This window comes from Numidum massiliense (genome assembly GCF_001375555.1).
GTDB lineage: Bacteria > Bacillota > Bacilli > Thermoactinomycetales > Novibacillaceae > Numidum > Numidum massiliense.
Window position 1 is genome coordinate 15,561 of the sequence record NZ_CTDZ01000008.1, and the last position, 15,115, is coordinate 30,675.

General features: G+C 51.5%; 13 protein-coding genes. 11 read left to right on the top strand and 2 right to left on the bottom strand.

Annotated elements, in window-relative coordinates; all coding sequences use genetic code 11:
* Window positions 1-77: 77 nt before the first annotated feature.
* The 6 genes from rnhA to trmL all read left to right on the top strand — a co-directional run bounded on the left by rnhA (window position 78) and on the right by trmL (window position 5,070).
* A complete protein-coding gene (rnhA, locus tag BN1247_RS00235; RefSeq protein WP_054948650.1) occupies window positions 78-521 on the top strand; it encodes a ribonuclease HI in 444 nt (147 codons plus the stop codon).
* Between the two features lie 277 nt (window positions 522-798).
* Complete coding sequence (gene queG / locus BN1247_RS00240) at window positions 799-1,938, top strand: tRNA epoxyqueuosine(34) reductase QueG (protein ID WP_054948560.1); 1,140 nt, start codon at window positions 799-801, stop codon at window positions 1,936-1,938.
* 80 nt (window positions 1,939-2,018) lie between these two features.
* The gene (locus tag BN1247_RS00245) at window positions 2,019-2,564 is read left to right on the top strand and encodes a methylated-DNA--[protein]-cysteine S-methyltransferase (RefSeq protein WP_054948561.1); all 546 of its coding nucleotides are present in this window, start codon (window positions 2,019-2,021) and stop codon (window positions 2,562-2,564) included.
* Window positions 2,565-2,709: 145 nt separating this feature from the next.
* On the top strand, window positions 2,710-3,219 hold the full coding sequence (locus BN1247_RS00250; RefSeq protein WP_054948562.1) for an amidase domain-containing protein: 510 nt from the start codon (window positions 2,710-2,712) through the stop codon (window positions 3,217-3,219).
* Between the two features lie 458 nt (window positions 3,220-3,677).
* Complete coding sequence (locus BN1247_RS00255; protein WP_054948563.1) at window positions 3,678-4,385, top strand: PspA/IM30 family protein; 708 nt, start codon at window positions 3,678-3,680, stop codon at window positions 4,383-4,385.
* A gap of 220 nt (window positions 4,386-4,605) precedes the next feature.
* A complete protein-coding gene (trmL, locus tag BN1247_RS00260) occupies window positions 4,606-5,070 on the top strand; it encodes a tRNA (uridine(34)/cytosine(34)/5-carboxymethylaminomethyluridine(34)-2'-O)-methyltransferase TrmL (RefSeq protein WP_054948564.1) in 465 nt (154 codons plus the stop codon).
* A 383-nt stretch (window positions 5,071-5,453) separates the two neighbouring features.
* Here trmL and BN1247_RS00265 read toward each other — a convergent pair whose 3' ends face one another.
* Complete coding sequence (locus BN1247_RS00265) at window positions 5,454-7,241, bottom strand: S9 family peptidase (RefSeq protein ID WP_054948565.1); 1,788 nt, start codon at window positions 7,239-7,241, stop codon at window positions 5,454-5,456.
* Between the two features lie 335 nt (window positions 7,242-7,576).
* On the opposite strand from BN1247_RS00265, the gene BN1247_RS00270 reads away from it, so the two are divergent.
* From BN1247_RS00270 to BN1247_RS00290, 5 genes are all read left to right on the top strand, one after another.
* Window positions 7,577-8,761: a GTP-binding protein gene (locus BN1247_RS00270; RefSeq protein WP_054948566.1), complete on the top strand. Its 1,185-nt coding sequence runs from the start codon at window positions 7,577-7,579 to the stop codon at window positions 8,759-8,761.
* A 300-nt stretch (window positions 8,762-9,061) separates the two neighbouring features.
* Entirely contained in the window at window positions 9,062-9,421 is a 360-nt protein-coding gene (locus BN1247_RS00275) for a hypothetical protein (RefSeq protein ID WP_147675141.1), read from the top strand.
* A 321-nt stretch (window positions 9,422-9,742) separates the two neighbouring features.
* Window positions 9,743-11,638 (top strand): PrkA family serine protein kinase, encoded by a 1,896-nt coding sequence (locus BN1247_RS00280; protein ID WP_054948568.1) that lies wholly within the window; start codon window positions 9,743-9,745, stop codon window positions 11,636-11,638.
* A 12-nt stretch (window positions 11,639-11,650) separates the two neighbouring features.
* The gene (gene yhbH, locus BN1247_RS00285) at window positions 11,651-12,808 is read left to right on the top strand and encodes a sporulation protein YhbH (protein ID WP_054948569.1); all 1,158 of its coding nucleotides are present in this window, start codon (window positions 11,651-11,653) and stop codon (window positions 12,806-12,808) included.
* Window positions 12,809-12,993: 185 nt separating this feature from the next.
* Window positions 12,994-14,451, top strand: a complete 1,458-nt coding sequence (locus BN1247_RS00290) for a SpoVR family protein (RefSeq protein ID WP_054948570.1) — start codon at window positions 12,994-12,996, stop codon at window positions 14,449-14,451.
* Window positions 14,452-14,605: 154 nt separating this feature from the next.
* On the opposite strand, the gene BN1247_RS00295 is transcribed toward BN1247_RS00290, so the two are convergent.
* A complete protein-coding gene (locus BN1247_RS00295; RefSeq protein WP_054948571.1) occupies window positions 14,606-15,097 on the bottom strand; it encodes a PadR family transcriptional regulator in 492 nt (163 codons plus the stop codon).
* Between the last annotated feature and the right edge of the window lie 18 nt (window positions 15,098-15,115).

The following is a 15,115-nucleotide window of genomic DNA, read 5'->3' on the forward strand; positions in this document are numbered from 1 at the left end:
AATATTAGGTAGTTCGCGTGGTTGATCTAATTAGGAAGTGTATGTTACAAAGTGGCAATGGACGAAAGGGCGATTCGATGAAAGACGTAACAATTTATACGGATGGCGCTTGTTCGGGAAATCCCGGCCCTGGCGGTTGGGGGGCGGTGCTCCTTTATGGCCAACACCGCAAAGAACTGTCGGGCGGGGAAAGGGAGACGACGAATAACCGCATGGAAATACAAGCATCCCTTTCCGCGCTGCAGCAATTGAAACAGCCGTGCCGCGTACAGCTGTACAGCGACAGTGCGTATCTCGTCAACTGCATGAAGCAGCGCTGGTACGTCAAATGGCAACAAAATGGCTGGCAGACGAGTAAGAAACAACCGGTAGAAAATAAAGACTTGTGGCAGGCACTACTCCGCGAGATGGAGCGCCACGACGTCACGTTTCACAAAGTGAGAGGGCATAGCGACAATGAGCTGAACAACCGCTGTGACGAACTGGCGCGAGCGGCGAGCAAGCAGGTGCAAAATAGTTAAACCTTCGACCCTCGCCGCTATCCGTTGCACGGTAGGAATTGGCGCTGTCTGGATTATTTTGGAGAACTTTGGAGGACTGCTGACCGAAACGTCGTTGCGCGTGATCCGTATATGTTAAGAGGAACACACGTAAGCGAAAGTAGCGCGAAGTTGCACGAAGTTGTACGAAGCTGTACGAAGGCGTGTGTATTTTTAAATATACTTATCGTGTGAATCAGTGAGTTTAGTAAATCAGTGAATGTGTGGTATTTATTCGGAAAGCGGGGTGAAGGGCAGGATGGACAGTGTAGACGGCGCTAAGTTAAAAGAAGAGTTGACACAGTACGCCCAGGAAATCGGCATCGATAAAATCGGCTTTTGTTCTGCGGCGCCATTTACGGAATTACGGGAGCGGCTCGTCGAACATCGGGGCAAAGGGTACGAGTCCGGTTTTGAAGAAAAAGATATTGAGAAGCGCGTCGATCCATCACTGTCGCTACCAGGGGCGCAAAGCATCGTTGCCATTGCGCTCGCTTATCCGAGCAGACTGCCGGAACGACGCAAGCAGGTACCTGGTGCACATCGTGGTCTCATGGCGCGTGTGGCGTGGGGGCAAGACTATCACCACGTGCTCCGGGATCGCTTGCAAAAACTGAAAACCTTTTTACTCGAACGCGTCACGGGCGCGACAGCCGAAGTGATGGTCGATACGGGACCGCTGTCCGACCGTGCCGTCGCCGAGCGAGCTGGGATCGGCTGGATAGGAAAAAACACGCTCCTCATCACCCCGGAGTTCGGTTCATGGGTGTACTTAGGAGAAATGGTGACGGATGTTTATTTTCCGCCAGACGAACCGTTGCCGGACGGTTGCGGCGACTGTACGCGCTGCCTCGATGCTTGTCCGACGAGTGCTTTAGTACAGCCGCGCCAGTTAAATGCGCAGCAATGTCTCGCTTACTTGACGTTGACGCGCGATGCGCTCGCAGAGCCGTATCGGGACAAAGTCGGAACCCGCTTGTACGGTTGTGACACGTGTCAATCGGTTTGTCCTTATAACAAAGGGAAAAATGCGACCCACCATCCGGAATTTACGCCCGACCCGGACCAGAGTAAGCCGTTGCTTAAACCGTTGCTCGAGCTGAGCAACCGCGAATTCAAAGAGCAGTTCGGGCAGTCTTCCGCGGCGTGGCGCGGCAAAAAGCCGATCCAACGCAACGCCATTATTGCGCTAGCGCATTTTAAGGACGAGACAGCCGTGCCGCTGTTAGCACGCGTGCTGCAGGAAGATCCGCGGCCAGCCATTCGCGGCACGGCAGCGTGGGCATTGCACAAAATTGGCGGCCATGCGGCAGGAGCAGCTTTGGAGCAAGCGGCTGAATGCGAACGCGATGCCGACGTGCTGGCTGAAATCGCGCAGTCACACAAAAGAGAGGCTTAACTGGCTGAAGACGAGGGAGAAAATGACGATTGCGGTCGTGTATGTAGTTCTAATTTTTAGATGAAGGGAGCGGATAGAGGATGGGCGTTGCAGAAATAGTTGGCGAAACGCCTGACATCGCCTACGCGGTTGCGGACACGCCGATTGGCGCCGTAACCGTTGCGACATGGCAAGAAAAAGTGTGTTGGTTGTCTTTTGTCAGCAGTAAGCCGGCCGAGTGGGAACTTGACATGTGGTGCAAGCGTTGGTTAGGGAACGACGTGCGCTGCACAGCAGGCGAGGCTGACGTGCAGCCAGTACTTAAACAGTTGGACGAATACTTTGCGGGAAAACGCTGCTACTTCGACGTACCGATTGCTTTTCTAGGGGGCACGTCGTTTCAACAAAAAGTGTGGCAGGAGCTGTTGAACATTCCGTACGGCGAGGTGCGCACCTATAAAGAAATCGCTCAGGCGGTTGGCATTCCGAAAGCGGTGCGCGCGGTCGGCGGCGCGAACAACCGCAACCCGCTTTCCATCATCGTGCCTTGTCACCGCGTGATCGGTTCCAATGGCGCTTTAGTCGGATACGGTGGCGGCCTAGAGAAGAAAGAGTACTTGCTTAGGTTGGAAGGGTACTTGCAATGAATGACATATTAAAAAGAAGCGGACTCTCTATACAGAAAGTCCGCTTCTCGCTTTTTTGATCATATTATTTTATCAACATACCCCCATGCGCATAAGATGAAAACAACGCATCTTCAGAGTGATTTTTGGAGGGGGAACGAGTGACATGCGCATTTCAGGGCAAGGCTATGACCGCCATCGCGTACTACAATACGCCGACGAGTGGTGGAACGACTATAACCCGCGCTTTCATAAATTTGACGTCGACTGCACGAACTACGTCTCACAGTGCATGTACGCAGGAGGGTTTTCGATGCACGGTGCACCCCAGCGCGGGCAAGGCTGGTGGTATCAAGGGGGCCGGGGATCGGGTGCCCAGTGGAGCTACAGTTGGAGTGTCGCCCACAGTTTGCACACGTATTTAGCGAGCGGCAAGGCAGCTCTACCCGTGGAACGCGTCACACACCCGGCAGAATTAGAAGTTGGCGATATTATTCTTTACGACTGGGACGGTAACGGCACGTGGGGGCATAGCGTTATAGTGACTGGTTACAGTGAACACGGACCACTCGTTCACGCCCATACAGACAACAGTCGCTTTCGACTGTGGGCGTACCAAGATTCGCGCGGCTGGTCAGAGCGTACGAAGTATCAGTTTTTCCACATTGACGCTTGAATTGCGAGATACATGGTAAAGACATCGGGGGAAGTAGGGCACTGCGTCGGAAGAAATGTTGTATCGAGGAAAACTTAAACGGTCCTCCGTTCCTCCGTTCATAGAGCTAGGCAACGACGTTTTTACAAAAAAATTGCTCTTAAGTGAAACCTAATGCCGTTTCCTTTCGTAATACTCAATAGAGGAGACGGCGCTAGGCGTAACGTGCGAAGCAAGCAGCCCTGGGGCGATCGACGTAAAATGTATGCGCGGGGCAAAACTCCGTGAAATGGGCGCGCAAAACTTGTATACTTGAAGTAATCGCACGTTTTCACTTTTTGTGCATGGCAACACTTTTTTTATAAGCACTAGAGCTGCCTAGCTTGCCTAGCTGTCTAGCAGCTTAGCAGTCTGCCGCAGACGCAGCTGCATCCCCGCATACATAGGGGATCAAAAATGGATACGATGGAGGGGTTTTCATGTTCACATTTTTCAAGCGGTTAAAGACGATCACTGAAGCGACGTTAAACGACTTGCTGGATAAAGCAGAAGATCCGGTAAAAATGCTCAACCAGTATTTGCGGGACATGGGGGAAGAAATTAATACGGCCGAAGTGGCGGTAGCGAAACAGATTGCTGTCGAGAAAAAGCTAAAGCAGCAATTGGAAGACGCGGTAAAAATGGTCGAGAAGCGCGAACAGCAAGCGCTCAGGGCGCTTGAAGCTGGCAACGAAGACTTGGCGCGCCGCGCGCTTGAAGATAAGCGAGATCACCAAGAGCGGGTCAACGACTTCCAGTCGCAACATAGCACCGCTAAGGAAACGGCCGACAAGTTAGTCAAGCAGTTGGACGAAATGAAGCGCGAATACGAAAAGATGAAGAACAAGAAAGACACGTTAATCGCGCGTGCAGAAGCGGCGAAGGCGAAGAAGCAAATTAACAAAGTGATGGGCAGCATCGGTACCGACACGGGGGCGCGCGGGTTTGAGCGCATGAGTGACAAAGTGATGCAAATGGAAGCTGAAGCGGAAGCATCGGTAGACCTCACCGCCAAAAACCGCTCACTGGACGACGAGTTGGACGCATTAGGACCCACGGAAGTCGACGCTGAGTTAGAAGCATTGAAACAGCGTCTGGCGAGCAAAAACAGCAGTGCCGCCGAAACGAAGAGTGAAGAAGACAACTAATTCACCTCGCAGCTTAGGGTAGGCGGTAGGAGGGCTTCGGACGATAGCTGACGAGTGCAACGAAGTGCTTAACGTTAGCAACTTATACGTAGGGCTGCGGAACAGAGCCAAAGGAACGCTACAATGAGAGGGGATCTCCCGGTTGGAGGTCCTTTTTATTTTTCGGTGTAGTCGGCTGCGGGCAGGGGAATTATAATGGAATGTAGAGGTGACAAAGCAAATGGCCTTACACATCGTTTTAGTGGAACCAGAAATTCCGTATAATACGGGGAATATCGCCCGCACGTGTGCGGCGACTAACATGAAGCTACATCTCGTGCGGCCTCTCGGTTTTTCTACCGACGATAAATATTTGAAGCGGGCGGGGTTGGACTACTGGCACGCTGTCGACATTACGTATTACGATTCGTTTGCCGAAGTGCAGGGAGCTTTTCCCGCTGGACGCTTTTTTTATTGCACGACGAAGGCGGACAAGCGTCACAGCGACTTTGCCTTTCAAGACGGCGATTTGTTCGTCTTTGGCAAAGAATCGGCCGGTTTGCCGCAGGAGTTGCTCGCGGCGAATCGCGAGACGTGTATGCGCGTGCCGATGGGCGAGGCGGTGCGCTCGTTAAACTTGTCGAACAGTGTCGCGATCGTCGCTTACGAGGCGTTGCGGCAAATGGACTATCCGAGGTTGCGGTAGTTGCTGTGCAGGAGAAAGAGGGCTTACGAGTAGCAGCCTGTACAGGTTGTACAGGCTATGGAGCCTACGAATAGCATATCTCGGTTTCGGTTAATGGGAAAAAGGGCCGTCCGGCGAGGCGCAAGATTAACTCGCGGACAGCCCTTTTTGCATTGTTGACCCGTTTAAACCGTTCGGACCGATTAAAAGTTAAACGTCTTGTCTTCGTTGTAACCGGCGGTAAAGATGGCGCCGAGAAAAGCGACAGATACAACTAAAATGATCGCCAAACCCATCAAACTTTCGCTCCTTTACAGCTCATTTAGTTTTAGTATATACGATACGGTGGGCATATGGGAAGTCCTGCGCCGCAGGATCGTAATCCTCGACAGCCCCACAACACCTTACTGGTGCCGCTCGAGGAAGTCGAGAATGAGACGGTTTACTTTGATCTCGTTCTCCTTCTTGGTGAAGCCGTGACCTTCGTCTTCCAAGACGAGGTACTCGACGGCGACACCCCGTTCTTTGAGGGCAGCGACGATCTGATCCGATTCCGCCTTCACGACGCGCGGGTCGTTTGCTCCTTGGATGACGAGCATCGGTTTCGTCATTTGCTCCAAATACGTGATCGGCGAGTCCTTCGTCAGCCGCTCTTTATCTTCTACCGGATCGCCGAGCCACTGTTTCATCATTGGTTTCCAATGTTCCGGTACGGAGTCGAGGAAGGTGAACAAGTTACTCGGGCCGAATATGTCGACCGCGGCGCGGAAGTATTCCGGATGGCGCCCGGCGAGTAGCAATGTCATATATCCACCGTAACTGCCACCGACGACAAATAGCTTGTCGCGGTCGGAAATGCCTTGGTCGAACAGCCACTCGATGCCAGCGACGCAGTCGAGGCGCGGTCCTTCTCCCCAGTCGCCTTCGACTAATTTAGTGAAAGAGGCGCCGTAACACGTACTGCCGCGGAAGTTGGGCGCAAAGATCGTGTAGCCGCGGGCGAGTAAAAATTGGAACAAGGCGCGGAATTGCTTGCGCTCAGCCCATTGTGGTCCGCCGTGAGGCCAAAACACGGTGTAACCGTTAGCGACGCCTGCTTGTGGGTGAAACAGCAGGGCTTCGATGCGTTTACCGTCGAAGGAGTCGTAATGTACCACTTCTGGCTCGATTAATTCGTCGGGAGAGATGCCTAAGACGCGGTTTTCTGTAAGTGCTGTCCATTGTTCGCCAGGCGCTTTGCGGTAAATGTTGAAGTTATGTGTCGCGCTGCGGCCGAGTAAGTAGACGTTGCCGCTGTCGGCGACATGTAGCTGCTCGACGATCGCCACTGGGAGCGGCATAGCTGTTAGTTCTCCTGTAGCTACGTCGTAAGCGTACAGCTTGTCGGTGACGCCTTTTTCTGTCGCGAGGTACAGCGTGCCACTTTGTTTGTGCCATTTGATTTCCTTGACTTCTTCGTTTTCGATGTGCACGAGCGGTTTAAACGTGCGCGACGTTAAGTTGTAGTGAGCGACATACGAAAATTCGCGATCGTAATTCGTGACGAAGTAGAGCTCCTCGTCATTGGCAAAGACGATGTCTGTCACCGTGTGCACGACGTCGGGGGACGGCGTTAAACAGAGGTGTTCCTCGCCGACGTTGACGTATCCGAGTATGTACGTGTTCGCAAACGTTTTAATGTAAGCTAACGCGCGTTCATTCGGGCTCGTCGCGAGGAGGTAACCCGGTCCGTCACTGCCTTCGATGAGCAGTTCGTCCGTTTGCGTGCGTAAATTGCGGCGGCGAATATCGAGGAAGGTCGGGTTATTTTTACTCGACATGTAGTATACGCGTTCGCCGTCAGTCGATAAGGAGGCGAAGTAATACTTTTCCTCTTTTTCCCCTGTAATGAGCGGGAACGGCTCGCCTCCGGACGGCGGGAGGGCGTAAATTTGATAATTTTCATCCCCGTCGTGATCAAAGCCACTCAAGATGAAGTTGTTGTTCGGGTCAATTTTAATAAACTGACAGCTTTCGTCGTTCGCGGTGAGCGGGTACGGGTACGTGTTCGGCAAATCCATCGCCCACAAGTTGAACTTTCCGTTTAAATTACTGCTGAATACGAGCCGTTTTTCGTCTTTACTAACGGCAAATTGCGAGATGACGTATGTACGGAAGTACTGTTCGACATCTGGTTTTGGAAAGGGGATCATTCGTGTTTCTCCTCTCGAAAAATGATAGGGATTGCTTAAGTTACGTTTATCTTAACACAAAGTACACCGCTGCTGGCAGTTGAAAAAAGCTTGCTTTTACCTGGCTCGTTAGCGATAATAAAGAATAACCATTACGGTTTGTGTAAGTGCCGATGTTTCACGTGCACGTACTGTGTCTTTGGGAACTACGTCATTGGCGTAATTATTATTGTACGATATATTGCACACCTTCGGGTGATATATCGTGCGTTAGCCAGTGTCGACAGCAAACGTAGGCACTTACTATGTCTACGACACAAATCGTAATGACTACGGTTATCATAGGAGATGATCACGTGAATAAAATTCCTGTAACTGTCCTCAGTGGCTATTTAGGCGCAGGTAAAACGACCTTGCTCAACTATCTGTTGCAAAACGAGCACGACTTAAAAATAGCGGTCATCGTCAACGATATGAGCGAGATTAATATTGACGCCCAACTAGTGAAACAGGGGGGTGGCTTGTCGCGGACAGAAGAAAAACTTGTCGAGATGTCCAACGGCTGCATTTGCTGTACGTTGCGCGAAGACCTTCTCGTAGAAGTGGAGAAATTGGCGCGCGCGGGAGGGATCGATTACATCGTTATCGAGTCGACTGGCATTAGCGAGCCGATTCCGGTGGCACAAACTTTTTCCTACATAGACGAGGAAATGGGGATCGACTTAACGCAGTTTTGTACGTTAGATACGATGGTCACTGTCGTCGACGCGAACCGCTTTTGGCAGGACTTTCAGTCGGGGGACAGTTTACTCGACCGTAAAGAGGCGTTAGGCGAAGACGATACGCGGGAAATTGCCGACTTGTTAATTGACCAAATCGAGTTTTGCGACGTGCTGCTCCTGAATAAATGTGACCTAGTGTCTGAGGAGGCACTCGATCAATTGGAAGCTGTCTTGCGCACATTGCAGCCTACGGCCAAAATTATTCGCACTGTGAAAGGAAAGATCGACCCGCAGGAAGTGTTAAACACGGGACGCTTCGATTTTGAACGTGCCAGTGCAGCAGCTGGGTGGATTCAAGAATTGAACAACGTCCACCATACGCCCGAAACGGAAGAGTACGGGATCGGGTCTTTCGTGTACAGTCGGCGCGTGCCGTTTCATTCGGAACGGTTTTACGAGTGGTTACAGCGAATGCCGCGAAACATTGTACGGGCAAAAGGGATTACGTGGTGGGCGACGCGCAACGACGTGGCGATTTTACTGTCGCAGGCGGGGCAATCTGTGTCGATCGAACCGCTTTCGTATTGGGTCGCTTCCTTGTCAGAGGCAGAGCAGGCGCACATACGGCGCAACGAACCGGAGGCGTTAGCGGAGTGGGATGACGAAGTGGGCGATCGGATGACGAAGCTCGTCGTAATCGGGACAGCCCTCGATCGGGTAGAGATTTGCAAACAACTGGATATGTGTTTGCTGACGCCGGAAGAATACCGCGCCGATTGGAAGGCAATGTGCGATCCGTTCCAATGGACGATCGCGTAGTCTCGGCAGCTTCACGGCAACCGCTTCATTGCGGCAGCTTCACGGCGACCGCTTCATAACGACCGCTTTAAGCGGTCGTTTTTTTGCTTATTTGCCGATCTTCCTTCGTCTATTTTGCCTTCGCTTCCACTGCATCCTATGTCTCAACGGGGTATTTCATCACGTAAACGCGAGTACGACAAAAAGTTTTTTAACATTTTCCGAAAAAAAGTGTTGTCACGTCCGCCAAACTGTTATATAATAAACTCAACAACTACAAACTGTATTAATACAACTGACAGAAGTCAGAAGCAAGTGCAAATGGTACGGAACGACGGGACTCGCGTTACGGACATTACGGACATTACGGACATTACGAACGTTACGGACAGTACGAATGGAACGAACAGAACTAAACGGAACGAGCAACACGAACCAAACACATTCGGAGAACCGACAGAGGGGGAGATTTTAATGGCGGATTGTTACGATTGCAACGGAAACGGAGAAGTGACTTGCCCGGGGTGCCGTGGACGAGGCTTTGACTCGCGCGATATGACGTGTTTAGTTTGTCACGGGCGCGGTGAGACGTATTGCACGACGTGCATGGGCACGGGTGCGAGCGAAGAAGGCGTCAGTCAAGCACCGGCATCTCAGCAGCCATTGACTGCCGCTGGTTAACGAGAGCGGCAGGGTAAAGCTTAAGACGTTGTTCTTTTCCTCCACCCCGTAGCGGACGGCCCGCGCGGGGTTTTTTTTGCGCCTGTTTTTTTCAACCGACATCCAATCCCCGCAACCGCCCGGCCTTAGGAAACTTGTCGCAACTTCCGCGTACGAGCGCATACTTATATAGTATCCCCCAGATCAATCATCCGTTTCGAAGACACAACACCTTATCGACTTTCTCACCCGGCCTTCGCACCACACGAGCCAGGTCGGAGCGATCTCACAGCCGGACGCCGCTCGCACAGGGGGATTGATCGGAAGGAGAGGAAAAAACAGGTGGACATCTTAAAACGCATTGCTGAACATCGCCAAGAAGAGAAGAAGTTGGCCTGGGAAGGGACTTTCGCGGACTACTTACAAATCGTTCGCGCACAGCCGTCAGTGGCGCAGACCGCACATTCCCGCATCTATCATATGATCAAAGACGCCGGTGTCGAGGAAGCTGACGAAGGCAAATCCTACTCCTTTTTTAGCCGCGAAATATTTGGACTCGAACGCTGTATCGAGCGGTTAGTGGAAGAGTATTTTCATTCAGCGGCACGGCGCCTCGACGTCCGCAAACGCATCTTATTGTTAATGGGACCGGTGAGCGGCGGAAAATCGACGATTGTCACCTTATTAAAAGAAGGGTTAGAAAAATATTCGCGCACCGACGCCGGTGCTGTTTACGCCATTAAAGGTTGTCCGATGCACGAAGAACCGCTCCACCTTATTCCACAAACGCTGAGGCCGGAATTGGAAAAAGAGTTCGGCGTGCGCATCGAAGGGCGACTTTGTCCGTCGTGTCAATTGCGGTTAAAGACGGAGTACGCGGGTCGCGTAGAAGACATACCGGTCGAGCGCGTGTTACTGACGGAAGAAGACCGCGTCGGCATCGGTACGTTCAGCCCCTCTGATCCGAAGTCGCAAGATATTGCCGATCTAACTGGGAGTATCGATTTCTCCACGATTGCCGAATACGGCTCCGAATCTGATCCGCGCGCGTACCGCTTTGACGGCGAGCTGAATAAGGCGAACCGCGGGTTAATGGAGTTTCAGGAAATGTTGAAGTGCGACGAGAAGTTTTTGTGGAATTTGCTTTCGCTTACACAAGAGGGAAATTTTAAAGCGGGGCGGTACGCACTAATCTCCGCGGACGAACTCATTATTGCTCATACGAATGAAGCGGAGTACCGATCGTTTATTAGTAACAAAAAAAATGAGGCGCTGCAGTCGCGCATCATCGTCATGCCGGTCCCGTACAACTTAAAAGTGACACAAGAAGAAAAAATTTACTTGAAACTTATCCAACAGAGCGACATGAGCCACATTCACATCGCCCCGCACGCCTTACGGGCGGCAGCGGTGTTTAGCATTTTGACGCGGTTGCGGGAATCGAAAAAACAAGGGATGGATTTGTTGAAAAAAATGCGCCTTTACGACGGTGAAGAAGTGGAAGGGGTGAAAGGGTCCGACTTGCGCGAGCTGCAGCAGGAGTATTTGGACGAAGGGATGGACGGCGTTGATCCGCGCTACGTCATTAACCGCATCTCTAGTGCGCTCATCCGCCAAGACGCCACCTGCATTAACGCACTCGACATTTTACGCGCCTTGAAAGACGGACTCGACCAACACCCATCCATTCAAAAAGAGCAGCGCGAACGCTACCTCAACTTCGTCTCCGTCGCGCGCAAAGAATACGACGAGGCGGCGAAAAGAGAAGTGCAAAAGGCGTTCGTCTATTCATACGAAGAGTCGGCGAAAACGCTGTTAGACAATTACTTGGACAACGTGGAAGCGTACTGTAATCGGCACAAAATTCGCGACCCGATTACGGGAGAAGAACTCGATCCGGACGAGAAGTTGATGCGCTCGATCGAAGAGCAGATCGGCATTTCCGAAAATGCAAAAAAATCGTTTCGCGAAGAAATTCTCATCCGCATTTCCGCGTACGCCCGCAAAGGCAAGCGGTTTGACTACAACAGCCACGAGCGGTTGCGCGAAGCGATCCAGAAAAAACTGTTTACCGATTTAAAAGACGTCGTCAAAATTACGACGTCGGCAAAGACGCCCGACGAGAACCAGTTGAAAAAAATTAACGAGGTGACGAAGCGGCTCATTGACGAGCACAACTATTGTCCAGTTTGTGCGAACGAACTTTTGAAATACGTCGGCAGTTTGCTAAATCGGTAGGAGGGAGTGGCAATGGGCGAATCGACCTTTATCGTTTCGCGTGAAGACTGGTCGCTGCATCGAAAAGGGCACCTCGATCAACAACGGCACAAAGAAAAAGTGAAAGAGGCGATCCGCGACAATTTGCCGGATCTCATCTCCGAAGAGAGCATCATTATGTCTGACGGACGCGACGTCGTGAAAATTCCGATCCGTTCGATGGAAGAATATAAGATTCGTTACAATTACGACAAGTCGAAGCACGTCGGGCAAGGAGACGGCGATAGCCGCGTCGGCGATCTGGTAGCGCGCGGCCGCGAGCGGGGGATGGCACCCGGTCAAGGACGCGGTGCCGGCGACCAACCTGGGACAGACTATTACGAAGCGGAAATTTCCGTCGAAGAGTTAGAAGAAATGTTGTTTCGCGAATTAGCGTTGCCGAACTTAAAACCGAAGGCGGCCGACAACATCGTCACGCAGGAGACGCGCTTTAACGACGTACGTAAAACGGGACTCACGGGAAACATCGATAAGAAACGGACGATCCTCTCCGCGATCCGCCGCAACGCTTTACACGGGCGTCCCGGGTTGCATCGCATATCCGTCGACGACTTGCGTTTTAAGACGTGGGAAGAGGTGGAAATCCCGCATTCGAACGCCGTCGTCATTGCGATGATGGACACGAGCGGAAGTATGGGGATCTTCGAGAAATATATGGCGCGTAGTTTCTTTTTTTGGATGGTTCGTTTTTTGCGCACGCGCTATGAAAAGGTCGAGGTTGTGTTCATCGCTCACCATACGGAAGCGAAAGAAGTGAGCGAGGAGGCGTTTTTTTCTAAAGGAGAAAGTGGTGGGACGATTTGTTCTTCTGCCTATCAGAAAGCACTCGACATCATCGAGGAGCGGTATGCGCCGAGCCAGTACAACATATACCCGTTTCACTTCTCGGACGGCGACAATTTGACGTCGGACAACGAGCGTTGCGTACAGCTCGTGAAACAGTTGATGGGAATGTGCAATTTATTCGGGTACTGTGAAGTTAATCAGTACCAACGACATTCTAGCTTAATGTCCGTATTCAGGCGTCTCGACGCCCCGTTGTTTAAGTACTACATCATTAAAGATAAACGCGAAGTGTATCAAGCGCTGAAGACATTTTTTAAAGAAGAGGAAGCGCCTTCGGCCGGCTAAGTGGCTTGAGGCTGTAACGCTTGCCCTTGAGACGGTCGAGGATCAGCAAGAACAGCATGCCACACGTATTAGGAACAGCATATGTCTGAGCAATATGTCACACATCCTGCATGCGTCCGAAGCAAGATGCCAGACATAGACTGTCTCTAAGGCAGTCATAACGATCGCTCGTGGGGGAGGTCGACATGGCGGTAGATGATCGTAAGAAACTAGAGCGCGCGATTGCCGAAATTACGGAAATCGCGCGCGGCTTTAAGTTAGATTTTTTTCCGATGCGCTATGAAATATGTCCTTCAGATATTATTTACACGTTCGGGGCATACGGGATGCCGACCCGCTTCAGTCATTGGAGCTTCGGTAAGGCGTTTCACAAAATGAAGCTGCAGTACGACTTCAATTTAAGTAAAATATATGAACTCGTCATTAACTCTAATCCTTGTTATGCCTTTTTGCTCGAAGGAAATTCACTGATCCAGAACAAATTGATCGTGGCGCACGTGCTCGCACATAGCGACTTTTTTAAAAACAATGCCCACTTTCGCAATACGAAGCGCGATATGGTCGAAAGCATGGCTGCGAGTGCTGAACGCATTCGCGACTATGAAATACGCTACGGCAAAGACGCTGTTGAACGCTGTCTCGACGCTGTGTTGGCGATTAATGAACACGTCGATCCGAGTTTACTCCGCCCGCAACTGCGCTGGAACGCCGAGGAAGCGGAAGAGCGGGACTTGACGCGCGATTGGCGGGAGAGGGGTGAGCGAAGCCAGCGAAGTGAGCCGTACGAAGAATTGTGGGCACTCGACGAGCAGGAGAAGCAGCTTAAGCGCGAAGCAGAGCGGCGGCGAGAGCAGCCGCGCAAATTTCCACCGGAACCGGAAAAGGACCTGTTACTGTTCATTCAAGCACACAGTCCAATCTTAGAAGATTGGCAGCGCGACATCCTAACGATCTTGTGGGAAGAAATGTTGTATTTCTGGCCACAGTTGGAGACGAAAGTTATGAACGAAGGTTGGGCGTCGTATTGGCACGCGCGCATTTTGCGCGAACTCGACTTGACCGAAGAAGAGACGATCGAATTTTCCATGCTCAATGCGTCCGTCATTCAACCCGCTCGCACGAGCATTAACCCGTACCACCTCGGGGTGAAAATATTTGAGGACATCGAAAAAAGATGGGACAATCCGACGGAGGAAGAGCAGCGGCGGTTTGGCCGTAAGCCAGGCCAGGGGCGGGAAAAAATTTTTGAAGTGCGGGAGATTGAACGCGACACGTCGTTCATCCGCGATTATTTAACGAAAGACCTTCTACAGCGTCTCGACCTGTTTTTGTTCCAAAAGCACGGCAACGACTGGATCGTTTCCGATAAGGAGTGGCAATCTGTCCGCGACCAACTCGTCGCCGCGCGCGTCAACGGCGGCTTCCCGTACATTACGGTCGAGGACGGCGATTATTTACAAAATGGTGAGCTGTATTTAAAGCACCAATACGAAGGCTTGGAACTCGATGTGAAACATTTGGAAAAAGTGCTCCCGTACGTTCACGAGCTGTGGGGGCGAGTCGTCCACTTGGAGACGACGATTGAAGAGCGGCACGTCCTATTTACGTGCGACGGGAAGAAAACGAACCGGCGCTTGCTGTGAGCGCCGACAGCCTTTAATTGACGTTGACACGGTGGTAAGTGGGAAGGGAAAGCGACCCTTAGGAACGGTCTTTGTGTCGTCTTAGGAAAACAAGATCTTGGGCAAATAGTGCACGTAACACCTCTTAAGCACCGACATAGCTTAAGAGGTGTTTTTATACGAGCATGTCCAGCCAGCGCAAGTCGGCCTCTAAATGCAGTAACCCACCTTCGACGAGCAAGAGCATGTCGCGGTCTTTGGCCGCGTGCAGGTCGTTCTTAAACTGCGTCAGTTGCAAAATTTGTTTGATCACTAAGTGCCGCTGCCGCTCGATCATGCGCTGTTGCTCAGGAAAATCTATCGTGCGCGCACACAAAACTTTGAAATAAAACTCATCCTTAAGTAGCGAATGTTTGACAGGTTTTAATAGCCATTCGTGCAGTTCCGTTTTTCCTACTTCCGTAATGCGGTACTGTTTGCGGTCTCTTTCATCCTCGCCGAGTGGTTGGACGTAGCCGTCGCGTACTAACCGTTCCAGTGTCGTATACACTTGACCCGTGTTGAGCCGCCACTGGTGATAAACGAGCGCATCAAATTGCGTTTTAATTTCATAACCGTGACGCGGTTGTGTATATAGCAAACCTAAAATTGCATGTTTGACGGACATCCCGACCACCATTTCTAT

What these genes read in the sequence shown, in the direction of transcription:
- rnhA (WP_054948650.1), top strand. Translation starts at nt 78, where the DNA reads ATGAAAGACGTAACAATTTATACGGATGGCGCTTGTTCGGGAAATCCC.
- trmL (WP_054948564.1), top strand. Translation starts at nt 4,606, where the DNA reads ATGGCCTTACACATCGTTTTAGTGGAACCAGAAATTCCGTATAATACG.
- BN1247_RS00255 (WP_054948563.1), top strand. Translation starts at nt 3,678, where the DNA reads ATGTTCACATTTTTCAAGCGGTTAAAGACGATCACTGAAGCGACGTTA.
- BN1247_RS00275 (WP_147675141.1), top strand. Translation starts at nt 9,062, where the DNA reads ATGGTACGGAACGACGGGACTCGCGTTACGGACATTACGGACATTACG.
- BN1247_RS00295 (WP_054948571.1), bottom strand. Translation starts at nt 15,097, where the DNA reads ATGTCCGTCAAACATGCAATTTTAGGTTTGCTATATACACAACCGCGT.
- queG (WP_054948560.1), top strand. Translation starts at nt 799, where the DNA reads ATGGACAGTGTAGACGGCGCTAAGTTAAAAGAAGAGTTGACACAGTAC.
- BN1247_RS00265 (WP_054948565.1), bottom strand. Translation starts at nt 7,241, where the DNA reads ATGATCCCCTTTCCAAAACCAGATGTCGAACAGTACTTCCGTACATAC.
- yhbH (WP_054948569.1), top strand. Translation starts at nt 11,651, where the DNA reads ATGGGCGAATCGACCTTTATCGTTTCGCGTGAAGACTGGTCGCTGCAT.
- BN1247_RS00250 (WP_054948562.1), top strand. Translation starts at nt 2,710, where the DNA reads ATGCGCATTTCAGGGCAAGGCTATGACCGCCATCGCGTACTACAATAC.
- BN1247_RS00245 (WP_054948561.1), top strand. Translation starts at nt 2,019, where the DNA reads ATGGGCGTTGCAGAAATAGTTGGCGAAACGCCTGACATCGCCTACGCG.
- BN1247_RS00290 (WP_054948570.1), top strand. Translation starts at nt 12,994, where the DNA reads ATGGCGGTAGATGATCGTAAGAAACTAGAGCGCGCGATTGCCGAAATT.